Origin of the sequence: Rugamonas sp. DEMB1 (assembly GCF_029834475.1) — a bacterium.
Taxonomy (GTDB): domain Bacteria; phylum Pseudomonadota; class Gammaproteobacteria; order Burkholderiales; family Burkholderiaceae_D; genus Rugamonas; species Rugamonas rubra.
In genome coordinates this window covers 4,631,089-4,654,916 of the sequence record NZ_CP122407.1, presented here as the reverse complement: position 1 = coordinate 4,654,916, position 23,828 = coordinate 4,631,089, and the positions used below count along the sequence as shown (strand labels likewise).

Here is a 23,828-nt window from a genome sequence, read left to right as displayed (position 1 = left end):
ACCACATGACGGTCAACGATATTCCCCTCATCTCCTTTTTCCAGCGCGTGCTGGACCCGACCATCATCATGGGCCTGCTGTACCTGGTCTCCATGCTGTGTGGCGAGCCGTTCTCGGGCCACTCGCTGGTGCTGATGGTGCTGGCCTTCTTCATCTCGTCGTCGGTGTACCAGCACGTCGACCCCTACCGCACCTGGCGCAGCGGCCGCACGCTGGCCTACGCGCGCGACGTCTTCGCCGGCTGGGGCATCACCGTGGCGATCCTGCTGTTCCTCGGCTCGGTCAGCGGGCTGGCGCACTATTTCGACAGCACCGTGGTCGCCGCCTGGTTCGTCACCACCCCCTTCGCCATCCTGTTCAGCCACCTGGCGGTAAGCCGGCTGGGCCGGCGCCGCGACGGCGGCGACGAGGTGCGTTCGGTGCTGATCGTCGGCGCCAACGACGTCGGCATCAAGTTCGCCTCCACCATCGAGCGCAACCCCAACCTGTTCATGGCGGTGCGCGGCTTCTTCGACGACCGCACCGAGGACCGCCGGCCGGCCCACCTGCGCCACCCGATGCTCGGCACCATGGCCGACATCGCCGGCTATGTGCGCGAGCACCAGATCAAGATCATTTTCATCAGCCAGCCGATCTCGGCCCAGCCGCGCATCCGCAAGCTGCTCGACGAGCTGCAGGACACCACCGCCTCGGTCTACTTCCTGCCCGACATCTACGTGTTCGACCTGATGCACGCCCGTTTCGACAACGTCGGCGGCATGCCGGTGATCGCCATCTGCGAGTCGCCGTTCACCGGCATGAACAGCACCATCAAGCGCATCAGCGACGTCGTGCTCGCCGTGCTGATCCAGATCCTGCTGCTGCCGGTGATGCTGGCCATCGCCGTCGCCGTCAAGGCCACCTCGCCGGGGCCGGTGATCTTCCGCCAGCGCCGCTACGGCCTGTACGGCGAGGAGATCATCGTCTACAAGTTCCGCTCGATGTCGGTGGCCGAGGACGGCGACAAGGTGGTGCAGGCGACCAAGAACGACGCCCGGGTGACGCCGGTCGGCGCCTTCCTGCGCCGCAGCTCGCTCGACGAGCTGCCGCAGTTCCTCAACGTCATCCAGGGCCGCATGAGCATCGTCGGGCCGCGGCCGCACGCGGTGGCGCACAACGAGCAGTACCGCAAATTGATCAAGGGCTACATGCTGCGCCACAAGGTCAAGCCGGGCATCACCGGCTGGGCCCAGGTCAACGGCCTGCGCGGCGAGACCGAGTCGCTCGACAAGATGGAGGCGCGCATCCGCTACGATCTCGACTACGTGCGCAACTGGTCGCTCTGGCTCGACCTGTGGATCATTCTGCGCACCGTGCGGGTGGTGGCCGGGTCGCAGAACGCCCACTAGCGGCGGGGTTTGCCTTAAACGGCGCTTAATAGTATGTTCTTGTTAAAATATCGGTAGGCGCGCGCCGCGCCAGCCGGTAAAATAGCTTGATATAACGACATTTTTGTAGTGTCTTAGTCAATACCCGTGGGTTGCCGCCACCGCGCCGCGCGGGCGCCGCCGCCCCGGGTCCGCCATGTGGCGCGCGCCCGGCCGGAAGGCTGGCCATTTCGATAACTTTTTTGTTGAGGAAACGCATTTTGAACCCTACCGCCCCGCGCCAAGTGCGCCCCTCCGCCCGCGCCACCAAGACGCGCCTGGCCTGTGCCGCCGCCTTGCTGCTGGCCGCCGCGCTGGGCGGTTGCGGCGACAAGGAGAAGAAGCCGGGCCAGTCGCTGGCCAGCGTCAACGGCGAAGACATCACGGTCATGCAGCTCAACGAGGAGCTGCAGCGCGCCAACGTGCAGGCCGGCCAGCAGGAGGCCGCCAGCAAGCAGCTGCTCGAGGCGCTGATCGACCGCCAGTTGCTGCTGGGCGAGGCGGTGAAGGACAAGCTGGACCGCGATCCGAAGGTGGTGCAGGCGGTCGAGCGGGCCAAGGCGCTGATCATCGCCCAGTCCTACATGCAGAAGCGGCTGGGCGCGCCGGCCAAGCCGAGCGCCGCCGAGGTGGCCGACTACTACCAGAAGAACCCGCAGTTCTTCGCCCAGCGCAAGCAGTTCGACATGCGCGAGCTGATCATCGCCAGCAACGAGCTCGACGCGCCGGCCAAGGCGGCGATCGACGCCGCCAAGTCGCTCGACGAGGTGGCGCAGTGGCTCGACGCCCACAAGGTCAAGTTCGCCCGCACCCAACTGTCGCGCACCGGCGCCGACCTGCCGCCGGAGCTGTCGGCCAAGCTGCTCGACATGCCCAAGGGCCAGTTGTTCATCATCCGCGAGGGCGAGCGCAGCCTGTTGATCTCGATCGCCGAGGTCAAGGACGCGGCCGTGACGCTGGAGGCGGCGGCGCCGCAGATCGAGCAGTTCCTGTTCAACAAGCGCAACAAGGACGCCGCCGACGCCGAGGTCAAGCGCCTGCGCGCCGCCGCCAAGATCGAGTACCTGCACCAGACCGGCGCGTCGAAGGCGGCCCCGGCGGCCCCGGCGGCCCCGGCGGCGGCGAGCGGCGACGGCAAGACGGCCGCCGAGCGCGGCGTGGCCGGCCTGAAGTAGGCCCGGGTCGCATTTTCCAACATTTTAGGCGGGACATATAACATGAAAAAACTCTACAACTGGATCGCCGGCGCCATGCTGATGGCCGGCCTCAACGGCGCCTCGGCGGCCGATCTGCTGCTCGGACCGGGCGACGTCGTCAAGATGTCGGTCTACGGCAATCCCGACCTGATGGTCGAGACCCGCGTCAACGAGTCCGGCGCGGTGACCTTCCCGCTGATCGGCCAGGTCGGCATCGGCGGCCTGTCGACGGCGGCGGCCGAGCAGAAGGTCGCCGGCCTGCTCGAGCGCGGCGGCTTCCTGCGCAAGGCCCAGGTCAACATCCTGGTGACCCAGCAGACCAGCCACCAGGTGTCGGTGCTGGGCCAGGTCAACCGTCCGGGCCGCTATCCGGTCGACGGCCGCCGCACCGTGATGGACATGCTGGCCCAGGCCGGCGGCATCGGCGCCGACGGCAACGACACGGTGACGCTGATCCGCAAGCGCAACGGCGCCACCACCAAGGAGGCCGTCGACGTGGTCGGCATGGTGCGCTCGGGCGCGCTCGACCGCGACCTCGACGTCGAAACCAACGACATCATCTACGTCGAGCGCGCGCCGCGCGTCTACATCTACGGCGAGGTGCAACGTCCCGGCCAGCTGCGCCTGGAGCGCTCGATGACGGTGCTGCAGGCGCTGTCGGCCGGCGGCGGCCTGTCGGCCCGCGGCACCGAGCGCGACATCCGCATCAAGCGCCGCGGCGCCGACGGCAAGATACAGGTGATCAAGGCCAAGCACGACGACGAACTGCTGAGCGACGACGTGGTGTATGTCAGCGAGAGCTGGTTCTAAGCAGCGCCCCGCTTCCTTTTTGCTCCAACCAGAGAAAACGTCATGAATTTATCGCAGTTCCTCCTCATCCTGCGCGCGCGCAGCAAGATCATCCTAGCCGCCCTGGTGTTGACCGTCGGCACCACGCTGGTGATCAGCCTGATGATGCCGAAAACCTATCAGGCGACCTCGTCGGTGCTGCTCAACTCGAAGGGCGTCGACCCGGTCAGCGGCCTGACCATGCCGGGCCAGTTGTTGCCCGGCTACATGGCGACGCAGATCGACATCATCACCAGCAAGAACCTGGCGCTGCGCGTGGTCGACCGCCTCAAGCTGGCCGACAGTCCGGCCGTGCAGGCCCAGTTCAACGCCGCCACGGCCGGCCGCGGCACGGTGCGCGACTGGCTGGCCGACCTGCTGCTGCGCAAGGTCGAGGCGGTGCCGGCGCGCGAGAGCAGCCTGGTCGAGATCAGCTTCAAGGGCGCCGACCCGCAGTTCGTCGCCGAGGTCGCCAACGCCTTCGCCGAGGAGTACCAGCGCCTCAACATCCAGCTCAAGGTCGATCCGATGAAGAAGGTCTCGGTCTACTTCACCGAGCAGCTGAAGAACTCGCGCGACGCCTTGGAGATCGCCCAAAGCCGCCTGTCGAAGTACCAGCAGGAGCACGGCATCGTCAGCGTCGACAACCGCCTCGACGTCGAGTCGAACCGCCTCAACGACCTGTCGGCCCAGCTGGTCGGCGCCGAGGGGCAGTTGATCGAGGCGGCCTCGCGCCAGCGCATGGCCAACGGCGCCGCCGCCGAGTCGCCCGACGTGGCCGGCAACCCGGTGATCCAGAACCTGCGCCTGAGCCTGGCCAACGCCGAGGCCAAACTGGCCGAGGTGGGCCAGCGGCTCGACCAGAACCACCCGCAGTACCAGAGCGCCAAGGCCGAAGTCGACAAGATGCGCGCCGAGTTGGCGCTGCAGACCAAGGCCGTCACCAGCGCGGTGGGCAACAACGCGCAGATCCTGCGCCAACGCGGCGACGAGGTCCGCGCCGCCCTGCTGGCGCAGAAGAACAAGGTGCTCGAGTTGAACCGCACCCGCGACGAGATGGGCGTGATGATCAAGGACGTCGAGAGCGCCCAGCACGCCTACGACGCGATCGCCCATCGCTCGTCGCAGACGCGCATCGAGGGCCAGGCCGAGCAGACCGACATCGCCATCCTGAACCCGGCCACCGCGCCGCTCGAGCCGGCCGGTCCGAAGGTGTTGCTCAACACGGCGTTGGCCGTGTTCCTCGGCAGCATGCTCGGCGTCGCCTTGGGCATGGTCATGGAAATGCTCGACCGCCGCGTGCGCTCCGAGGCCGACCTGAGCGAGACGCTGGCCATCCCGGTGTTCGCCGTGATCGACTGGAACCTGCCAGGAAAGGGCCGACTCGGCCTGAAGAAGCTGCTCTCGCCGAGCCGTCCGCGCTTGAACTAAGATTAAGGTAACCATATGAACTCCCCCTCCATCGCCGCCGCCCCCCGCGCCGCGGCCGCCCCGGGCGACTCGAGCATCGGCGGCATCCTGCTGTCGACCGGAAAAATCACGCCGGAGAACGCCGAGCGCGTGCTGCGCATGCAAAAAGAGCTGGGCATCCGCTTCGGCGAGGCGGCCCAGCGGCTCGGCCTGATCACCGAGGCCGACATCCAGCAGGTGCTGGCGCGCCAGTTCGACTATCCCTACCTGCAGACGGGCGAGCGCAAGTACTCCGACCGGCTGCTGGCGGCCTACCAGCCGTTCAGCCCGCAGGTCGAGCAGCTGCGCGCCGTGCGCAGCCAGTTGATGCTGCGCTGGTTCGCCCGCGGCCGCAAGGCGCTGGCGATCGTCGAGGTCGGCGCCGACGACGGCGCCAGCCTGTTCGCCGCCAACCTGGCGGTGGTGTTCTCCCAGCTCGGCGAGCACACCCTGCTGGTCGACGCCAACCTGCGCCAGCCCAGCCAGCACAGCGTGTTCGACCTGCCGCTCGGTCCCGGCCTGTCGGACCTGCTGGCCGGCCGCGCCGACCGCCAGGCCATCGCCAAGATCGACAGTTTCGTCGCGCTGTCGCTGTTGACGGCCGGCACGCTGCCGCCCAACCCGCAGGAACTGCTCAGCCGCGCCCCCTTCGTCGCCCTCAACGGCGAGCTCGAGGCCGCCTACGACGTGGTGCTGTACAACGCCGCACCGTTCGCGCTGGGCGCCGACGCGCTGGCGGTGGCGGCGCGCGCCGGCGGCGTGTTGCTGGTGGCGCGCAAGAACGCCACGTTGTTGTCCGACATCACGGCGCTGACCGACGAGATCCGCCACAGCGGCGCCGAGGTGGTCGGCGCGGTGATGGTCGACTACTGATGGCGACGGCGATGCGCAGCCACGCCGGTGCCGGCGGTGTCGACTGGACCGTCCTGCGGCGCGACTGGCCCTTCCTGCTGGGCATGGCGGTGTTGTACCTGCCCACGCTCTACGAGCTGATGACGGGCATCTGGTCGACCGAAAGCTACGCCCACGGCCCGATCATCCTGGCGCTGTCGCTGTGGCTGCTGCTGCGCCAGTGGCCGGCGATGCGCGCCGCCTGCGCCGGCCGGCCGGGCTCGGCCGCCGGCTGGCCGCTGTTCGTGTTCGGCATGCTGCTGTACATCGCCGGCCGCTCGCAGGACGTGCTGATGCTGGAGATGGGCTCGTTCATCGTCGTGCTGCTGGCCTGGATACTGCTGGGCTACGGCCGCGGCGCCCTGGCGGTGCAGTGGTTCCCCTTCTTCTTCATGCTGTTCATGGTGCCGCTGCCCGGCGTGGTCGTCGACGCGTTGACCATGCCGATGAAGATGGCGGTGTCCTACGCCACCGAACACCTGTTGTACCTGCTGGGCTATCCGATCGCCCGCACCGGCGTGATCCTGCAGATCGGCCAGTACCAGCTGATGGTGGCCGACGCCTGCGCCGGCCTGCAGACCCTGCTCACGCTCGAATCGCTGGGTTTGTTCTACCTGAACATCGTGCGGCACACCTCGGCCTTCCGCAACGTGCTGTTGGCGCTGCTGATCATCCCGATCTCGTTCACCGCCAACGTGATCCGCGTGATCACGCTGACGTTGATCACCTACCACTTCGGCGACGCCGCCGGCCAGGGCTTCCTGCACGGCTTCGCCGGCATGGTGCTGTTCGTCAGCGCGCTGCTGCTGATCATCGGTGTCGATTCATTGTTGCAATACATCGTCAAGCTGCGCCGGCGGCCGGCGGGGGAGGCCGCATGAGGGGCGCACTGAAGAACGGCCTGCTGCTGGCCATGATGCTGGCCGCCTCCGGCCTGGCCGTGGCGCTGCGCGCCACCGACAGGATCGCCGAGCACGGCGAGCGGGTCGAGCTCGAGCGGATGATTCCGCGCCAGTTCGGCGACTGGTCGGTCGACGAGGCCGTGCTGTACCAGCAGGTCAGCCCGGAGACCACGGCGGCCCTGAACAAGATCTACACCCAGGTGTTGACGCGCACCTATGTCGACCGGCAGGGCTACCGCATCATGCTCAGCCTGCCGTACGGCGCCAACCAGTCCGACGGCCTGGCCGCCCACGACCCCGAGGGCTGCTATCCGGCGCAGGGTTTCCAGATCCTGGGCAAGAGCAAGGCGGTGCTGCACCCGGCCGGCGCGGCGCTGCCGATCCGCCGCATGGAGGCGCTGGCCGGCTCGCGCCACGAGCTGGTCAGCTACTGGTTCACCGTCGGCGCCTACGCCATCAACAACGACTGGGACCGCAAGAAGGCCCAGCTGAGCTACGCCGTCAAGGGCCAGATCGCCGACGGCCTGCTGGTGCGGGTCTCGTCGATCGACGCCGACACTGCACTGGCCTACCGCCAGCAGGACCGCTTCATCGCCGACCTGCTGGCGGCCCTGCCGCCGGCGGCGCGGGCCCGTGTTGCCGGCGCGGCGGGCGTGGCGCCATGACGGTCCGGCGCCGCGCTGCCGCGTTTTTGAAGCATGTTGAAGAGGTGATCGCTTGAAGTCCCCCATTCTGTCGCGCGGTGCGCCGCCGTCGCTGAAGCGCTGGTCGGCGGCGCTGCCGCGGCCGCGGCTGCCGACGGCCAAGCTGGCGTTGACCACGCTGGCGCTGCTGTTGCTGTCCTTCCTGTTCGGCCTGCTGGCCCTGTCGGGCAGCTTGGTCCAGGTCGGCCTCGGCGCGGCCATGGTCATCGGTCCCTTGTTGCTGATGTTGCCCGAGCTCACGGTGTGGATCATCCTGGTGTCGGGCATGTTGCTGGGCATACTGTCGTCGAACCCGCACATGGGCAAGCTGACCTGGTCGGTGTCGCTGTTGAGCATCCTGTTGCTGTTGCCGTCGATTATGAACGTTCTGTGGACCCGGCAAAGACGGCTGCCGTCGTTCATGCAGGTGGCGCTGCTCTTTCTCGTCTTCTGCGTCTGTTCCACGGCCTTCCGCGGCGGCGGGCTGCAGGAGTTCCTGGCCGGCTTCAAGCGCTACTTCCAGACCTTCGGCCTGATGCTGGCGTTGACGGCGATCGTCTTCCGTCCCAGCGCCATCGACAACTGGCGCAAGTTCCTGGTGTTGGTCGGCCTGCTGCAGTTCCCCTTCGCCCTGTACGAGTTGTTGATCCTGGTGCCCAAGCGCGGCGGTCTGGCCTCCGGCAGCGACGCCACCGACGTGGTGGCCGGCACTTTCGGCGCCAACATCGGCGGCGGCAGCCCGAACGCGGTGATGGTGATCTATCTGTTCATCACCATGGCCTTCCTGGCGGCGCGTTGGCGCGCCGGCCTGCTGCGTCCGGCCGTCTTCTACGCGCTGACCTTCGTCTGTTTGTTGCCGCTGGGTATGGGCGAGACGAAAGTTGCCGTCGTCATGCTGCCGCTGGTGGGCCTGAGCCTGCTGCGCCCGGACCTGCTCAAGGCGCCGCTGCGCTACGCGCCGGCGATCCTCGGCCTGGGCCTGTTGACTTGCCTGTTGGGCTACCTGTACGTGGTGGTGATGATGCACAGCAACCTCTCCGAGGTGATCGACAAGACGCTGCGCTACAACGTCGGCAACCAGGGTTATTCGCAGGGGCAGATTCTCAACCGCCTGACCTCGTTCACCTTCTGGTTCACCCAGCAACGCTGGGACGACCCGGTCGGCTTCCTCATCGGAAACGGCCTGGGCAGCTCGTACAGCTCGCTGACCTCGGTCAGCGGCCACCTCGGCGTCAAGTACATGCACTATGGCATCAACCTGACGGCCGCCTCGACGCTGCTGTGGGACACCGGCCTGGTCGGTCTGGCCTTGTTCGTCAGCGTCTTCGTGCTGGCCTGGCTGAGCGCCGGCCGCCTCTACCGCCACAGCGAGGACGCGGCGGTGAAGGCCGACGCGTTGGCGATCCAAGCCGCCATCACGCTGTTCATGTTGAGCATCGTGTATGCCGACTCGATCGTCAACCTGGTCGGCATGGAAATGATCTATGCCCTGGTGCTGGGCTATCTGGGGTATCTGATGCAACAGCAGGGTCTGTTGGGCAAACGGGCGGCGCCGGCGCCGCACCGGACGATTGGGTGAAACACGTATGCGCTTGATGTATTTGACGGCCGAAGCCTGGCCGACCCACCGTCCCGATGTGCTGGCCCTGTTCGGCCGCTACCTGCCGCGCCACGGCATCCACGCCGACCTGGTGACCGAGCGCGCCGCCGGGCCGGACCTGCCCTGGCCGGGCGGCCGCAGCTTGCTCTGCCGCCTGCCGGGCGGCCGGGCCGCCCAGCACCTGCTCAAGCTGGGCCACAACCTGAGGACGCTGGCCGGCATCGACGCCGGCCAGTACGACGCGATCCAGGTGCGCGACATGTCGTTGACCGCGCTGGCCGGCCTGCTGGTGGCGCGCCTGAAGGGCTTGCGCTTCTACTATTGGCTGTCCTATCCGCAGTCCGAGGGGCAGATCGACCGCGCCAAGAAGCGCGGCCCGAGGGCGGGGCTGCGCTTTTGGTTCCCGCTGCTGCAGGGCGTCGTCGGCAAGTGGCTGTTGTACCGGGTGGTCCTGCCGCGCGCCGACCACGTCTTCGTGCAGAGCCGGCAAATGCAACTCGACGTGGCGCGCCAGGGCGTGCCGATGGAGAAGATGACGCCGGTGCCGATGGGCGTCGATACCGAGGTGGCCAATCCCGAGCGCATCGCCGCCAGCGTCGACGAGCGCCTGCGCGGCAAGCGCGTCGTGGTCTATCTCGGCGTCACCGATCCGCTGCGCCGCATTGACGTGCTGTTCGAGATGCTGGCGGCGGCGCGCGACAGCGTGCCCGACATTCTTTTGGTGCTGGCCGGCGACACCGAGGACGCCGGCCACCGCGCCTGGTTGCGCGAGCAGGCCGAGCGACTCGGCGTGGCCGACCAGGTGCTCTGGCTGGGCTGGCGCGAGCCCGACGAGGCCTGGGCCTATGTGCGGGCGGCCGAGGTCGGCCTGTCGCCGGTGCCGCGCGGTTTTCTGCTCGACTGCGGCTCGCCGACCAAGGCGGTTGAATACATGGGGCTGGGGCTGCCGGTGCTGGTCAGCGACAATCCGGACCAGCAGCAGGTGATCGAAGAGAGCGGGGCCGGCATCTGCGTCCCGCTGTGCGGCGACCGCTTCGCGGCGGCGCTGGTCGGACTGCTGGCGGCGCCGCCGACCATGCGGGCGATGGGCGAGCGCGGCCGCGCCTACGTCGCCGGCGTGCGCAGCTACGAACACATCGCCCGCAGCGTCGCCGGCGTCTACCACGGCTTGGCGCCCGCGCCGGGCGCGGCCGGCGGCTGAGGCGGCCGCCTTGCGGCCGGCCGCCGGCGCCGGCATCGGCGGCGACAGACAGGGCGCGGCCACCACCGGACAGCGATGCGCCGCCGTGGCCGGCCACCCAATTGACGACACACTTGATGGATTGAAATGATAGCAATTGTTTACCCGCAGTTCTACAGCGTCGCCGGCATCGCGCGCTACCTCGACTCCTTTTTGGCCAACCTGCCGGCCGACCACCCCGGCGTCATCCTGATCACCGGCGACGAGCAGCGTAGCCAACGCGCCTATCCGGGCGTGGAGATCATCCACGTGCCGCTGCGCGCCGACCGCCTCAGTCTGTTCATGTGGGGTCTCGCCGTGCGCAAGCTGCTGCTGCGCCTGCGGCGCGACGGCCGCATCTCCAGCATCAACTTCCACTGGCCGCCGCTGATCCCCGGCCTGTTCCTGCCGCGCGGCCTGCCGCTGGTGCTGACCGCGCACACCACCTACCTGGGCATGTCCGGGCGTTTCTACGACACCCGGCACTTCGCCAGCCAGTGGGGCGCCGCCTCGCTGGCGGTCAAGATGTGGATGGAGCGGCGCGTCTTCGCGCGCGCCGACAAGGTCGTCGCGCTGACCGAGCAGGGCCGCCAGGAGGTGCTGCGCTACGGCTACGCCGGCCCGGTCGAGGTGATCCCGAACGGCGCCGACGTGCGCAAGTTCATGCCCGACCCGGCCCGGGCCAAGGACATCGACGTGCTGTTCTGCGGCCGCATCGAGCGGCGCAAGGGCAGCGGCGCGATGGTCGAACTGTGCCGCCAACTGGTGGCGCGCCAGCCCGAGGTGCGCATCTGCATCGTCGGCTACGGCGACGACGACGCCTGGGTGGCGCAGCAGCTCGCGCCGCTGCGGGCCAACGTCACGCTGACCGGCAAGGTGGCCTTCGAGCACATGGTCGACTACTACCAGCGCAGCCATGTCTACGCCTCCGGCGCCTACTACGAGGCCTGCCCGGCACCTGCCTCGAGGCGATGGCGATGCAGCTGCCGGCCGTGGTGTGGGACTTCCTGTTCTACCGCGGCCTGGTGGTCGACGGCGAAACCGGCCTGCTGGCCGCGCCGAACGACTTCGCGGCGATGACCGACAAGATCCTGCAACTGCTGGCCGATCCGCAGACCGCCGCCGCCATGGGCCGGCGCGGGCGCGCCTTGCTCGAGAACGACTACAACTGGGGCGCGCTGGCGCGCCAGCTGCTCGCCGCGCAGGCCGCCACGGTGGTGGCGTGAGTCGTCCGCTGCGGGTCATGATGCTCGGCCTGCGCGGCTTTCCCGGCGTGCAGGGCGGGGTGGAGACGCACGCCGAGCAGCTTTGCCTGCGCCTGGTCGAACTGGGTTGCGAGGTGACGGTGCTGGTGCGCGCGCCCTACCAGCTGGCCGGCACCGGGCCGCAGTGGCGCGGCGTCAAGTTCGTTTCCTTGTGGGCACCCAAGTCGAAGGGCTTGGAGGCGATCATCCACAGCCTGCTGGGGGTCTGCTACGCCGCCTGGAAGCGGCCCGACATCCTGCACATCCAGGCCATCGGCCCGGCCATCGTCACGCTGCCGGCGCGCCTGCTCGGCCTGCGCGTGGTGGTGACCCACCACGGCCCCGACTACGACCGGCAGAAATGGGGCCGTTTCGCCCGCCTGGCGCTGCGCACCGGCGAGCGCTTCGGCATGCGCCTGGCGCAGGGCGCGATCGTCATCTCGCAAGTGATCGCCGACATCGTGCGGCGCGGCCACGGCCGCCAGCCCCACGTCGTGCCGAACGGCGTGGTGCTGCCGGCCATGCCGGCCGACAGCGGCGCGCTGGCGCCGTTCGGCCTGCTGCCGGGGCGCTACGTGCTGCTGGTTAGCCGGCTGGTGCCGGAGAAGCGCCACCTCGACCTGGTCGACGCCTTCGAACGCGCCGCGCTGCCCGGCTGGAAGCTGGCCATCGTCGGCGCCTCCGACCATCCGGACGCCTATGTCAGCGAGGTGCTGGCGCGCGCCGGGCGCGATCCGCGCATCGTCTGCACCGGCCTGCAGACCGGCGCCGCGCTGGCCCAGTTGTACGCCCACGCCGGCATGTTCGTGCTGCCCTCGTCGCACGAGGGGCTGCCGATCGCCCTGCTCGAGGCCCTGTCGTACGGCCTGCCGGTGATCGCCAGCGACATCCCGGCCAACCTCGAGGTGGGCTTGCCGGAACAGCAGTATTTCCCGCTCGGCGAGGTGGCCCGCCTGGCCGAGGCGATGGAGCGCGTCGGCCGCCAGCCGGCCACCGCCGAGCTGGTGGCCGAGCGGCGCGCCTGGGTCGCCGCCCGCTTCGACTGGGACGCCGTGGCGGCCGCCACCATGGCGGTCTACCGCGAGGTGCGGGGCCGCCCGGGCAGCTAGGGGCGAGTGCCGCACGGCGCCATGATCTGCCGCAAATCGGTTTCACGTTGTCCATGCTCGTTGTTTTTGGGTAAGAAATTTCCACAGGTCTGGTTTTCGCCGGTAAGTCGTTGTATGCTAGAGACCTCATCGTTTAGGCGGCGCTTTCCGGTCGCACATCACCTTGCCCGGCGGCATACACCTTCTTCGCGAACGACAGGCCGGTGGCGCCGCGGCCCCCCCCCCCGGCCAGGCGTCCGGCCGTTGGTGCGCAATGGCACGGAATGTGGTTACGTTTACAATTGAAGGAGTCCTCGAAAATGAAATCCATCGCTTGCCTTCTGTGCGCGCTCCTGCCGCTGGCCGGTTCCGCCGCGAATCCCTGGTTGCCGGTCAAAGACGTCTCGTTGAAGGTGGTCGCCGGTAGCATTCTCGACTTCTCCACCCTGTTGCCGCCTTCCAAGGCGGTCACCGAGCCCCTGGTCGTCAACAGCAACGGCGACTTCGCCTACCAGGGCAGCCCCACCGTGGCGCGGCGCTTCCTGATGGTGTCGACCGGCATGGACGTCGCCACCGGCTCCTTCCCCGACCACGCCGGCGCCGACGAGTACGTCAAACAACTGCGCCTGCATGGATACAACATGGCGCGCCTGCACTTCGTCGATGCCATCCTGATGGAGGGGCAGCGGCTCGACCTGACCTTCAACGCCGTCCAGTTGGACCGGTTCTACTACCTGTTGGCCGCCTTCAAGCGCGCCGGCATCTACTACATGCTCGACGGTATGACCTCGGACAACGCCGGCTTCGGCAACATCGCCGAGCGTTGGATTTCGCAGAAGGACGCCAAGAGGCGCCTCTTCTACGACCCGCTCATGCAGGACCATTGGAAGAAGCTGGTGCTCAAGATCATGGGCTCCGTCAACCCCTACACCGGCACCACCACGCTGGCCGATCCGGCCCTGGCTGGCGTGATCCTGGTCAACGAGGGCGGTATCGCCTTCGTCACGCGCAGCGGCCTGCCGGCCGCGATGCAGCCGCCGTTCGTCGCCTTCCTGAAGAAGAAATACCTGACCACCGCCGCGCTGAAGACGGCTTGGGGGCTTGAGTTGAAGGCCGGCGAGACGCTGGAGGCGGCTTCCGTCGCGCTGGCCAAGGCCAACGACCCGAACGGCAAGCGGATGGCCGACACACAGCGCTTCTTCTTCGACCTGGAGACGAGTACCGCGACCTGGATGACCAACCATCTGCGCCAGGCCGGCTACAAGGGCCGGTGACCGGCTACGACAACTGGAGCTCGCAGGCGGCCAGCGCCTCGCGCGGCCAGTTCAGCTGGGTCGACATGCACAGCTATTTCGCCGAGCCGAGCAACTTCGTCGCGGCCGGCTCGGTGATGCGCCAGGACAGCATGCTGGGCAGCGGCCTGCTCTACATCACCGACTTGGCCGTCAGCCGCTACCACGGCAAGGCCTTCTCCGTGTCCGAGTACGGCCAGGTGTTCTGGAACAAGTACCGCCGCGAGTCGGCGCTGGCCGTGCCGGCCTACGCCGCCTTCCAAAACTGGGGCATGATCGCCCAGCACGCCGGCGGCTTCACCATGGGCTACGACGAGCGCGGCGGCCGCAAGGACCGCATCTATCCCTTCATGGTCGGCCCCGACCCGGTGCTGCGCGCCAACGAGACGCTGGCCGCGCTGCTGTTCCTGCGCGGCGACGTGGCGCGCGCCAAGCACCAGTTGCGCCTGAAGCTGGAGGACTGGTACACCTTCGAGGGCAACGGCATCTACAGCAGCGTCGCCCAGGACGTGCGGCGCCTGACCATGGTGCAGGGCGTCGGCATCGACTGGCTGGGCCAGGCCAACAGCTACGACGTGCAGATGGCGCCCTACAGCAGCGCGGTCAAGGTGTACAAGCCGACGGCGGTGCTGCCGACGGCGACGGCGACCACGCCGGCCTCGCTGCCGGCGGCCGGCAACGAGGCCGGCGTCACGGTCGAGCAAATGTACGGCAACCGCGTCACCGTGCTGCGCAACGGCGGCGTGCTGGCGCCCAGCGCGCGCGACAACACGGTGTACGGCGTGTTCCTGACCGACACCGGCGAGGTGGCGCTGGACCGCAACCGCCGCCGCCTGACGGTGGTCACGCCGAAGACCGAGGGCGCGGTGTTCGACGTGCTCGAGACCATCCAGCTGAGCAACGTGCGCATCGACGCGCCCACCGGCCCGGCCCTGCTGACGGTGTCGGCGATGGACGGCGCCAACCTGAACGCCAGCAAGCGCATGCTGCTGGTGTTGGCCACCGACGCGCGCAACACCGGCATGACCTTCGCCGACCCGGGCGCCGACACGACGCTCAAATCGCTGGGCACCGGACCGGTGCTGATCCAGGCGGTGTCGCTGAAGGTGAAGTTGCTCAACGTCAACGCCGCCTCGTTGAAGGTGTTTTCGAATAAGCTGAACGGCTCCCGCGGCGACCCGATCCCGGTCGTGCAGGAGGCCGGCGGCATCAGCTTCACGCTCGACACCTCCAAGCTGAGCCACGGTCCGACCACCTATTTCGAGATCGCCACCAAGTAAGCCCCCCCCCCCCCCCCCCCCCCCCGCGCGGCGGCCGCCGGCCGCCGCCGCCGCCATCCGGCCCGGCGCCGGATGGCCTTTCGCCCTTCCCCCTTGCGCCACCGGCGCAGCACGCTTCAATTAGGTTTCGATTGACCGGGCGTTGCAGACCGGCGATACTTGCATCCGTGCTATCGAATTCTCTCCACCCGGACGACAATTGATGTGCCGCCGCTTCCGCCCACCTCCGCCCAAGCAGTGAGATCGCCGCCCGTCCGCCACCGGACGCCGCGGCTTGCCTGAGCGCGGACCGGCCACGCCGCCGTCGCCACCGCGCGCCGGCGAACGCGTGGCCGGCCTGGCCGGGCGGCGCGGAATGGGGTTTTATTAGGGCTGAGTTCAATGGCGTATGACAAAGTATTTAACAGTGTGTTGTGGTCGGTGGCGAAGAACTGGGGCGGACGCCTCACCTCGCTGGTGGTGTTCATGGTGCTCACCCGCCTGCTCGACGCGCGCGCGGTGGGGGCGGTGGCCTTCGTCGGCGCCATCCTGGCGGTGCTGGTGTCGCTGGCCGAGATGGGCTTGGCCGAGTATCTGATCTACCGCCAGGACGACGAGGCCAGCCGCAACCAGATCTTCTGGTTCCAGGTGTACGTGGCATCGGCCGTGTTCGCCTTGGCCGTGCTGCTCGGACCGCCCGTGCTGCGCGCCGTCGGCCAACACGACGCGGCCCAGGTGTTTCCGTATTTGTGCCTGATCCTGCCGCTCGCCTCGCTGACCTCGGTGCAGGACGCCATCCAACGGCGCGCCCTCAAATTCAAGGGGGTCGCCATCCGCTCGCTGGTCGGCATGCTGGTCGGCGGCGCGCTGGGCGTGGCCACGGCCGCCGCAGGCGGCGGCATGTGGAGCCTGGTGGTCAAACAGCTGGCCGAGAGCGTGGTGATCGCCGGCCTGCTGTGGCGCATGAGCGACTGGCGGCCGCGCTGGCGCTGCGACTGGGCCGGTTTCGGCAAGATCTTCCACTACGGCCGCTACCTGGCCGGCGGCCGCCTGCTCGACGTGCTGACCACCAACGTCGACGACATGATCGTCGGCCTGGCGATCGGCCAGAACCAGCTCGGCCTGTATTCGATCGGCAAGAAGCTGTACATGATGAGCGCCGAGCTGCTCACCGGCGTGGCCTACCAGATATCCGGGCCGATCTTCGCCAAGGCGCGCCAGGACGGCGCCGCCCTGTGGAGCATGTTCGTCAAGGTGGTCGGCTATTGCTCCTGGCTGGTGGTGCCGCTGTACTCGGCCTTGTATTTCTTCGCCCCCGAGGTGGTGTTGCTGTTGTTCGGCGAGAAGTGGGGCGGCGCCGTGTGGATCCTGCAGACCTACTGTTTCGTCGGCATGTTGATCCCCCTGTACCTGTTCCACTGGTCGCTGCTGATGGCCAGCGGCAGCGCCGAGCGCAGCTTCCGCTTTTCGCTGGTGCGCAACCTCGGCGGCATCGCCATCCTCGGCGCGGCCATCCTGGGCGGCTGGCAATTGTTCGTCATGGCGCAGATCGCCCGCGTCCTGTTCAACATCGGCGTCGGCGAGTTCTTCCTGCGGCGCTTCCTGCCGTTCCGCCAATGGGTGCTGTGGCGCGCCCTGTTGCCGGCGCTGGCCAGCGGCGCGGCGGTGGCGCTGGTCTATCTGGCGGCCCAGGCCTCGGGGCAGCTGCTGCTGAGGGCGGCGGCGGTGGCCCTGGTGTTGGCGGGCTCGTACACCTTTTTGTTTAAAAAAATTTGGATGGATAAAAGAAAGAATGAAGATAGCTGATTTGATCGCGCAGTTGCAAACACAGGCGCAAAGCGAGCTGGACAAGCATATCCGGCCCGGCCAGCGCGTCGCCGTGCTCGACTTCCCCTACCACGCCAACGCCGGCGATTCCTACATCTGGCTCGGCGAGATCGCCTACCTGAAGCGGCGGGGCGCCGACATCGTCTACGTCTGCTGGGACCAGGCCTACGACCCGGAGCGCGTCAAGCGCGCCGTCGGCCCCGACGGCATCGTGCTGTACCACGGCGGCGGCAACTTCGGCGACCGCTGGAGCGAGCCGCACAAGCTGCGCCTGCGCGTGCTGCGCGACTTCAAGGGGCACAAGCTGCTGCAGTTCCCCCAGACGGTGCATTTCGACCATGCCGAGAACATCGCCGAGACGGCCCGCCTGATCGAGGAGCACGGCGACTTCGTGCTGTTGGCGCGCGACCACGTCTCCTACCAGTTCGCCAAGACCCACTTCAACTGCACCGTCGGCCTGAGCCCGGACATGGCCTTTTTCATCGGCGCCAAGGCCGCCGCCGGCGCCGTCTGCGACGGCCTGGTGCTGGCCCGCACCGACATCGAGTCGGCCGGCGCCAAGGCGGTGAAAAACCTGCCGCTCGAGCGCCTGCCCGGCCGCTGGCGGCGCGACGACTGGCTGGTGCCGGACTGGTTCGAGGTGAAGCTGGCCAACCAGTTCCACAAGCTCAATGCTCCGCTCAACCGCTGGACCTGGGGCGGCCGCCTGATGGCCTCGCTGGCGACGGCGGTCGCCGCCACCCGCCTGCGCCGCGGCATCCGCCAGTTGTCGCAGGGGCGGGTCATCCTGACCGACCGCCTGCACGTGCACATCCTGTGCCTGTTGCTGAACAAGGAGCATGTCGTGCTCGACAACGACTACGGCAAGATCTCCACCTTCCACCAGGCCTGGACCAAGCCGTCCGAGCTGACCACCTTCGTCGACAGCTTCGACGAGGCGGTCGCCACGCTGGCGGCGCGCGCGCCGGCCCGGTCGCTCTAGAACGGGGAGGGCACAAGTGAAAATAGTCATCGCCAGCTGGTTCTACGAGGGGCAGCCCGGCTATCTCGATTTCAAGTACCGCATCGAGGCCCTGGCCGAGCGCTACGAGGTGACCCTGCTGCTGCGCAACGCCTGCTTCGAACAGGAGTTCGCCGGGCTGCCGCTGCGCACGCGGGTGTTCAGCACGGCCGGCACCGGCGTGCTGGCGCAACTGTGGTTCATGAGGCGGTGCGCCGAGTATTGCCGCCGCGAGCGGCCCGGCCTGCTGGTGCTGCTCGGCTCGCAACTGGCGATCACCAGCTACCTGCTGCGCGGCGTGCCGACGCTGCTGTACTGGAACGAGCACCCCACCCACTTCTTCTATCCCGACTTCCGCAACCCGCTCAAACGCCTGGTCTACCGCGGCCTGCTGCGGCTGAACTACGGCGCCGCCAAGCGGGTCGACAAGGTCATGCCGATCGGCGAGGCGCATCTGGAACGCCTGCTGCGGCACGGCGTCGATCCGGCCCGCGCCGAATTGATCTACATGGGCGTGCAGGACCGGTTCGGCCTGCTCGCCAGGGCGGAGCAGGGCGGCGAGCTGCGCCTGGTCTACACCGGCACCGTGATGCGCGAGCGCGGCCGCGACGTCATGCTCGAGGGCCTGGCGCTGGCGCGCCAGCGCGGCTGCTGCGCCAGCCTGACCATCGTCGGCGCCGACGCCGAGCAGCTGGCCTACTGCCGCCAGCGCGCCGCCGAGCTGGGCCTGGACGGCGCCGTCAGCGTGGTCGGCCGCGTGCCGGGCAGCGCGATTCCCGCCTATTTGGCGGCGGCCGACGTCGGCATCTGCATCTGGGAGGACCGCGTCTGGTGGCGCTTCAACCCGCCGACCAAGCTGTTCGAATACCTGGTGGCCGGCCTGCCGGTGCTGGGCAGCCGCATCCGCACCCACAGCGACTACATCGCCGACGGCGAGAACGGCTGGATCTTCGACTACGACGCGGCCGCCTTCGCGGCGGCGCTGGAGCGCGTGGCGCGCCAGCGCGAGCGCCTGCCGGCGGTGTCGCGGGCGGCCCACGAGTCGGGCAAGAAATACCTGTGGTCGGCCATCGAGCCGCAGTTCCTCCGCCTGGTGCAGCGCACCATGGGGCCGCCGTCCTGAACGGACGCGACGGCCGCGCCGGCGGCATAATGTACACAACGACAACGATCAACCCAAGGAGTTCCCCATGAAAATTCTAGTCACCGGCGGCGCCGGCTACATCGGCTCGCACACCTGCGTGGAGCTGGTCCGCGCCGGCCACGACGTGGTCATCGTCGACAACCTGAGCAACAGCAAGCGCTCGATCCTGGACCGCCTGCAGACCATCACCGGCCGGACGCTGGCCTTCGTCGAGGCCGACGTGCGCGACCGCGCCGCCATGGCGGCGGTGTTCGGCGCCCACGCGGTCGACGCGGTGATCCACTTCGCCGGCCTGAAGGCGGTCGGCGAGTCGGTCGAGCAGCCGCTGCGCTACTACGACAACAACATCCAGGGCAGCCTGGTGCTGTTCGAGACCATGCAGCAGTTCGGCGTCAAGACGCTGGTGTTCAGCTCCTCGGCGACGGTGTACGGCGACCCGGCCTCGGTGCCCATCTTCGAACACTTCCCGCTGGCGGCGACCAACCCCTACGGCCGCAGCAAGCTGATGGTCGAGGACATCCTGCGCGACCTGGCGCACGCCGACGCCGGCCTGCGGGTCGCCCTGCTGCGCTACTTCAACCCGGTCGGCGCGCACGAGAGCGGCCTGATCGGCGAAGACCCGAACGGCATCCCGAACAATCTGCTGCCCTTCATCGCCCAGGTGGCCGAGGGCCGGCGCGAGGCCCTGGCGGTGTTCGGCCAGGACTATCCGACGCCCGACGGCACCGGGGTGCGCGACTACATCCACGTGATGGACCTGGCCGCCGGCCACGTCAAGATGCTCGAGAAGCTGGCCGGCGCCGGCGGCGTGCACACGCTGAACCTGGGCACCGGCCGCGGCCACAGCGTGCTGGAGATGGTGCGCGCCTTCGAGCAGGCCAGCGGCAAGACCATCCCGCTGCGCTTCGTGCCGCGCCGGCCGGGCGACGTGGCGCAGTGCTACGCCGACGTGGCGCTGGCCGAGCGCGAGCTGAACTGGAAGGCCGAGCGCCGCATCGAGCAGATGTGCGCCGACGCCTGGCGCTGGCAGTCGTCGCCGAAGGCTTGAGCGGCGGCATGCCGTGTTGCGGGTGCCGAAAAGATTGTGATAGGATAAACTATTGCTGCGATGCACAATCCATCCCGGCCGCTCGGCGCGGCGTCCCACTGTGAATTTGTAACAAGGAGAGAAGTGAAATGAAAGCGATGATACTGGCGGCGGGCAAGGGCACCCGGGTGCGCCCATTGACGTACGACCTGCCCAAGCCGATGATCCCCATTTTGGGCAAACCGGTCATGGCCTATCTGATCGAGCACCTGGCCAAGTACGGCGTGCAGGAGATCATGGTCAACGTCAGCTACCTGCACGAGAAGATCGAGGACTATTTCGGCGAGGGCCACCAGTACGGCGTGCAGATCGGCTACTCCTTCGAGGGCTACACCAACGACGCCGGCGAGGTGGTGCCGCAACCGCTGGGCTCGGCGGGCGGCATGAAGAAGATCCAGCAGTTCGGCGGCTTCTTCGACGACACCACGATCGTGCTGTGCGGCGACGCATTGATCGACCTGGACATCAAGTCGGCCCTGTTCGAGCACAAGCGCAAGGGCGCGCTGGCCTCGGTGGTGACGCGCGAGGTGCCGTGGGACAAGGTGTCGAGCTACGGCGTGGTGGTGACCGATGCCGACGGCCGCATCAAGTCCTTCCAGGAGAAGCCCAGCCAGGCCGAGGCGCTGTCGAACTTCGCCAGCACCGGCATCTACATCTTCGAGCCGGAAGTGCTGGCCCTGATCCCGCCCGACCAGCCGTTCGACATCGGCTCCGACCTGTTCCCGCTGCTGGCGGCCAGGGCCTGCCCGTTCTACGCCCAGACCCGCGCCTTCAACTGGATCGACATCGGCAGCGTGACCGACTACTGGGAGGTGTGCCAGAGCGTGCTGATGGGCGAGGTGGCCCACATGGACGTGCCCGGCATCCAGATCGACGACGGCCTGTGGGTCGGCCTGAACACGCAGATCGACTGGAACGGCACGCGCATCGAGGGGCCGGTGTACATCGGTTCGGGCGCCTGCGTGGAGGCGGGCGCGACCATCGTCGGGCCGAGCTGGATCGGCCACGGCAGCCGGATCTGCGCCGGCGCCGAGGTGGTGCGCAGCGTGCTGTTCGAGTATACCCGAGTGTTACCGAATGTTACCTTGGAGGAAATGATCGTCTTCAAGGACTATAGTGTCGACCGCCGCGGCGAAATGCGGCATATTTCGGAATACCAGCCCGACGCCTGGGGCAACGCGCGCGACCGCCGCGCCAAGCGGCGCTCCGAGGTGCGCAGCGCCAATCTAATTGAGAAATAAGCCATGAAAATCTATCCAGTGATCTTGTCCGGCGGCGCCGGCACCCGGCTGTGGCCGCTCTCTCGCGCCGCCCTGCCCAAGCAGTTGTTGCCGCTGGTGTCGGACAAGACGATGCTGCAGGAAACCGCGTTGCGGCTCGACGGCCGCGCCGATTTCCAGCCGCCGCTGGTGGTGTGCGGCAACGAGCACCGCTTCCTCGTCGCCGAGCAGTTGCGCGAGATCGGCGTCGCCCCGCTCGGCATCCTGCTCGAGCCGGTCGGCCGCAACACCGCGCCGGCGGTGGCCGCCGCCGCCAACTACCTGCTGGCGATCGATCCGGCGGCGCTGATGCTGGTGCTGCCGGCCGACCACGTGATCGACGACGTGGCCGCCTTCGCCGCGGCGATCGGCCACGCCGCCGGCATGGCCGAGGGCGACCCTGGCCACCTTCGGCGTGGTGCCGAGCGGGCCGGAGACCGGCTACGGCTACATCCGCGCCGGCGCCGCGCTGGACGCCGCCGGGCGCTGCCTGCAGGTCGGCCAGTTCGTCGAGAAGCCCGACCTGGCGACGGCGCAGCGCTTCGTCGAGGCCGGCAACTACTATTGGAACAGCGGCATGTTCCTGTTCCGCGCCCGCCGCTACCTCGACGAGCTGCAGGCCTTCCAACCGGCCATGGCGGCGGCGGCGGCCGAGGCGGTCGGCCTGGGCTACCGCGACCTGGACTTCTGCCGCCTGGACGAGGCCGCGTTCGCCGCCTGTCCGTCCGACTCGATCGACTACGCCGTGATGGAGCACACCCGCCACGCCGTGGTGGTGCCGGCCGACATGGGTTGGAGCGACGTCGGCTCCTGGTCGGCCCTGCTCGAGATGCTGCCCGGCGACGCCGACGGCAACGTGGTGCGCGGCGACGTCTATCTGGACGGCGTGTCCGGCTCGCTGGTGCGCGCCGAGGGCCGCATCGTCGCGCTGGTCGGCGTGCGCGACCTGGTGGTGGTGGAGACGGCCGACGCGGTGCTGGTCGCCCACAAGGACCAGGTGCAGCGGGTCAAGCAGATCGTCACCCACCTGCAGAACGAGAAGCGCACCGAGCACCTGCAGCACACCAAGGTGTACCGGCCGTGGGGCTGCTACGAGGGCATCGACATCGGCGACCGCTTCCAGGTCAAGCGCATCACCGTCAATCCGGGCGGCAAGCTGTCGCTGCAGATGCACCACCACCGCGCCGAACACTGGATCGTGGTCAGCGGCACGGCGCGGGTCACCTGCGGCGACAAGGTCAGCCTGTTGACCGAGAACGAGTCGACCTACATCCCGATCGGCATGAGCCACCGCCTGGAGAACCCGGGCAAGCTGCCGCTGCACCTGATCGAGGTGCAGTCGGGCAGCTACCTGGGCGAGGACGACATCGTCCGCTTCGAGGACGTCTACCAGCGCGCCTAGGCGCCATCCCCCGCGGCCGGCCTCGGCGCCGGCCGCATCAACGGCAACAGCTGCCGCGCCGCCAAACGGTGCGCCACGCTGTTCCAGTGTCCATCCATCGGCAGGAAATCCATCCGTTCACGGCGCGCGCGCCAATGCTGCTCGAACACGGGCGCCATGTCGGCGACGTCGAAGCCGTGGCGGCGCGCGCCGGCCAGGAACAGGGCGCGGTCGCCGTCCTGCCAGCTGGCCGTGCCGGCCTTGTGGTCGGCATAGATGGCGACGCGGTCGCCGTCGAGCAGGAAGCTGACCTTGCTGCCGCTGGCCTCGCCGAGCGCGCGTAGCGCATCGAAATAGTAGTCCAACGCCGCTTGGCGCTGCTGTGCGCTCGGTTTGGCGACGGCGGCGGTTTGGCCCAGGCGGGGCATCTTGCCGCCGACCCAGTCGGGGAACTTCAGGTTGTAATACAGGTAGCGCATCAGCGCCGAGTGCAGCAGTCGCGGCTTCCACGCCGACTCCTGGTAGGGCGAGTGCGCCACGCTGACCGCGCCGCCGTCCAGGCGGAAGGCGTTGTGGCCGCGCGTGGCCGCGTCGAGGATGCCGCTCATGTCGGTGCTCTCGACGAAGAAGACGGCGTTCCTCGGCCGCCGGGCGGGCAGCAGCTGGCGGGCGATCTGCAGCGAGTCGGCCAGGCCGTTGGCGGAGGCGGCGACGGTGAACACGCCGCCGTGCAGGTCGCCTTGCAGGCGGCCCTGCACGGTGTCCGGGTAGGCCAGCATGAAGCTCTCGATGTAGCTGTCGCCGACCAGCATGAGGCCGGCGCCGTCGTACGGCGGCGGCGAATTGTTGCCGCCGGCCTCGTTCGTCGTGCCGCGCCGAGCGTTGCGCATCGCCCAGCCGTGGGAGTAGGTGAACTCCTGCCGCGGCAGGTGGTGGGCATAGGGTGTGGCGGCGTCGGTGGCGGCCATGCGCACGCCGGAGTTGACCGGCAGCAGGCGCAACAGCGCCTCGGTGAGCAGCAGCGCGGCCAGCAGGCCGGCGCAGAGCGAGAAAAGAAAACGCGTCATAATGGC

At 68.4% G+C, this 23,828-nt stretch carries 18 protein-coding genes and 3 pseudogenes; 20 read left to right on the top strand and 1 reads right to left on the bottom strand.

What is annotated here, in order from left to right; genetic code table 11:
- The first annotated feature begins 5 nt into the window (after positions 1 to 5).
- The 20 genes and pseudogenes from QC826_RS21420 (at position 6) to QC826_RS21325 (ending at position 22,776) form a co-directional block, all read left to right on the top strand.
- Positions 6 to 1,388 carry an undecaprenyl-phosphate glucose phosphotransferase gene (locus QC826_RS21420; RefSeq protein WP_279762345.1) on the top strand — a complete coding sequence of 461 codons (1,383 nt, stop codon included), beginning with the start codon at positions 6 to 8 and terminating at the stop codon, positions 1,386 to 1,388.
- Between the two features lie 239 nt (positions 1,389 to 1,627).
- A complete protein-coding gene (locus QC826_RS21415; RefSeq protein WP_279762344.1) occupies positions 1,628 to 2,581 on the top strand; it encodes an EpsD family peptidyl-prolyl cis-trans isomerase in 954 nt (317 codons plus the stop codon).
- Between the two features lie 42 nt (positions 2,582 to 2,623).
- The gene (gene epsE, locus QC826_RS21410; protein ID WP_279762343.1) at positions 2,624 to 3,412 is read left to right on the top strand and encodes a polysaccharide export protein EpsE; all 789 of its coding nucleotides are present in this window, start codon (positions 2,624 to 2,626) and stop codon (positions 3,410 to 3,412) included.
- Positions 3,413 to 3,454: 42 nt separating this feature from the next.
- A complete protein-coding gene (epsF, locus tag QC826_RS21405) occupies positions 3,455 to 4,861 on the top strand; it encodes a chain length determinant protein EpsF (protein WP_279762342.1) in 1,407 nt (468 codons plus the stop codon).
- 15 nt (positions 4,862 to 4,876) lie between these two features.
- On the top strand, positions 4,877 to 5,752 hold the full coding sequence (epsG, locus tag QC826_RS21400; RefSeq protein WP_279762341.1) for a chain length determinant protein tyrosine kinase EpsG: 876 nt from the start codon (positions 4,877 to 4,879) through the stop codon (positions 5,750 to 5,752).
- Positions 5,753 to 5,763: 11 nt separating this feature from the next.
- A complete protein-coding gene (gene xrtB, locus QC826_RS21395; protein WP_279762340.1) occupies positions 5,764 to 6,651 on the top strand; it encodes an exosortase B in 888 nt (295 codons plus the stop codon).
- Positions 6,648 to 7,337: an exosortase-associated protein EpsI, B-type gene (epsI, locus tag QC826_RS21390; protein WP_279762339.1), complete on the top strand. Its 690-nt coding sequence runs from the start codon at positions 6,648 to 6,650 to the stop codon at positions 7,335 to 7,337. The genes xrtB and epsI overlap by 4 nt, the downstream gene beginning before the upstream one ends.
- A 52-nt stretch (positions 7,338 to 7,389) precedes the next feature.
- Positions 7,390 to 8,934 carry a hypothetical protein gene (locus QC826_RS21385; protein WP_279762338.1) on the top strand — a complete coding sequence of 515 codons (1,545 nt, stop codon included), beginning with the start codon at positions 7,390 to 7,392 and terminating at the stop codon, positions 8,932 to 8,934.
- 7 nt (positions 8,935 to 8,941) lie between these two features.
- Positions 8,942 to 10,156 (top strand): glycosyltransferase, encoded by a 1,215-nt coding sequence (locus QC826_RS21380; RefSeq protein WP_279762337.1) that lies wholly within the window; start codon positions 8,942 to 8,944, stop codon positions 10,154 to 10,156.
- Between the two features lie 126 nt (positions 10,157 to 10,282).
- Positions 10,283 to 10,816 (top strand): annotated as a pseudogene (locus QC826_RS31760) (glycosyltransferase); the annotation flags it as partial.
- Positions 10,817 to 10,837: 21 nt separating this feature from the next.
- Positions 10,838 to 11,400 (top strand): annotated as a pseudogene (locus QC826_RS31755) (glycosyltransferase family 4 protein).
- Positions 11,397 to 12,527 carry a glycosyltransferase family 4 protein gene (locus QC826_RS21365; RefSeq protein ID WP_279762334.1) on the top strand — a complete coding sequence of 377 codons (1,131 nt, stop codon included), beginning with the start codon at positions 11,397 to 11,399 and terminating at the stop codon, positions 12,525 to 12,527. Before QC826_RS31755 ends, QC826_RS21365 begins: the two are co-directional and overlap by 4 nt.
- 299 nt (positions 12,528 to 12,826) lie before the next feature.
- Positions 12,827 to 13,780, top strand: a complete 954-nt coding sequence (locus tag QC826_RS21360; protein ID WP_279762333.1) for a hypothetical protein — start codon at positions 12,827 to 12,829, stop codon at positions 13,778 to 13,780.
- A complete protein-coding gene (locus QC826_RS21355) occupies positions 13,777 to 15,078 on the top strand; it encodes a hypothetical protein (RefSeq protein WP_279762332.1) in 1,302 nt (433 codons plus the stop codon). The genes QC826_RS21360 and QC826_RS21355 overlap by 4 nt, the downstream gene beginning before the upstream one ends.
- 381 nt (positions 15,079 to 15,459) lie before the next feature.
- Positions 15,460 to 16,863 (top strand): lipopolysaccharide biosynthesis protein, encoded by a 1,404-nt coding sequence (locus QC826_RS21350; protein WP_279762331.1) that lies wholly within the window; start codon positions 15,460 to 15,462, stop codon positions 16,861 to 16,863.
- Positions 16,850 to 17,866: a polysaccharide pyruvyl transferase family protein gene (locus QC826_RS21345; RefSeq protein ID WP_279762330.1), complete on the top strand. Its 1,017-nt coding sequence runs from the start codon at positions 16,850 to 16,852 to the stop codon at positions 17,864 to 17,866. Before QC826_RS21350 ends, QC826_RS21345 begins: the two co-directional genes overlap by 14 nt.
- A gap of 16 nt (positions 17,867 to 17,882) precedes the next feature.
- Positions 17,883 to 19,007 carry a glycosyltransferase gene (locus QC826_RS21340; protein WP_279762329.1) on the top strand — a complete coding sequence of 375 codons (1,125 nt, stop codon included), beginning with the start codon at positions 17,883 to 17,885 and terminating at the stop codon, positions 19,005 to 19,007.
- A 67-nt stretch (positions 19,008 to 19,074) separates the two neighbouring features.
- Positions 19,075 to 20,076 (top strand): UDP-glucose 4-epimerase GalE, encoded by a 1,002-nt coding sequence (gene galE, locus QC826_RS21335; protein WP_279762328.1) that lies wholly within the window; start codon positions 19,075 to 19,077, stop codon positions 20,074 to 20,076.
- Between the two features lie 128 nt (positions 20,077 to 20,204).
- Positions 20,205 to 21,356, top strand: coding sequence for an NDP-sugar synthase (locus QC826_RS21330; protein WP_279762327.1), 1,152 nt, complete (start codon positions 20,205 to 20,207; stop codon positions 21,354 to 21,356).
- Between the two features lie 3 nt (positions 21,357 to 21,359).
- Positions 21,360 to 22,776 (top strand): annotated as a pseudogene (locus QC826_RS21325) (mannose-1-phosphate guanylyltransferase/mannose-6-phosphate isomerase).
- On the opposite strand, the gene QC826_RS21320 reads toward QC826_RS21325, so the two are convergent.
- Entirely contained in the window at positions 22,773 to 23,822 is a 1,050-nt protein-coding gene (locus QC826_RS21320; protein ID WP_279762326.1) for an alginate O-acetyltransferase AlgX-related protein, read from the bottom strand. The pseudogene QC826_RS21325 and the gene QC826_RS21320 sit on opposite strands and share 4 nt — an antisense overlap.
- Positions 23,823 to 23,828 lie beyond the last annotated feature (6 nt).

Bases quoted from the DNA above. Each gene is read 5' to 3' on its own strand.
- epsE (WP_279762343.1), top strand. From the start codon at position 2,624: ATGAAAAAACTCTACAACTGGATCGCCGGCGCCATGCTGATGGCCGGC.
- epsI (WP_279762339.1), top strand. From the start codon at position 6,648: ATGAGGGGCGCACTGAAGAACGGCCTGCTGCTGGCCATGATGCTGGCC.
- epsG (WP_279762341.1), top strand. From the start codon at position 4,877: ATGAACTCCCCCTCCATCGCCGCCGCCCCCCGCGCCGCGGCCGCCCCG.
- QC826_RS21380 (WP_279762337.1), top strand. From the start codon at position 8,942: ATGCGCTTGATGTATTTGACGGCCGAAGCCTGGCCGACCCACCGTCCC.
- QC826_RS21350 (WP_279762331.1), top strand. From the start codon at position 15,460: ATGGCGTATGACAAAGTATTTAACAGTGTGTTGTGGTCGGTGGCGAAG.
- epsF (WP_279762342.1), top strand. From the start codon at position 3,455: ATGAATTTATCGCAGTTCCTCCTCATCCTGCGCGCGCGCAGCAAGATC.
- galE (WP_279762328.1), top strand. From the start codon at position 19,075: ATGAAAATTCTAGTCACCGGCGGCGCCGGCTACATCGGCTCGCACACC.
- QC826_RS21345 (WP_279762330.1), top strand. From the start codon at position 16,850: ATGAAGATAGCTGATTTGATCGCGCAGTTGCAAACACAGGCGCAAAGC.
- QC826_RS21330 (WP_279762327.1), top strand. From the start codon at position 20,205: ATGAAAGCGATGATACTGGCGGCGGGCAAGGGCACCCGGGTGCGCCCA.
- QC826_RS21360 (WP_279762333.1), top strand. From the start codon at position 12,827: ATGAAATCCATCGCTTGCCTTCTGTGCGCGCTCCTGCCGCTGGCCGGT.
- QC826_RS21420 (WP_279762345.1), top strand. From the start codon at position 6: ATGACGGTCAACGATATTCCCCTCATCTCCTTTTTCCAGCGCGTGCTG.
- xrtB (WP_279762340.1), top strand. From the start codon at position 5,764: ATGCGCAGCCACGCCGGTGCCGGCGGTGTCGACTGGACCGTCCTGCGG.
- QC826_RS21320 (WP_279762326.1), bottom strand. From the start codon at position 23,822: ATGACGCGTTTTCTTTTCTCGCTCTGCGCCGGCCTGCTGGCCGCGCTG.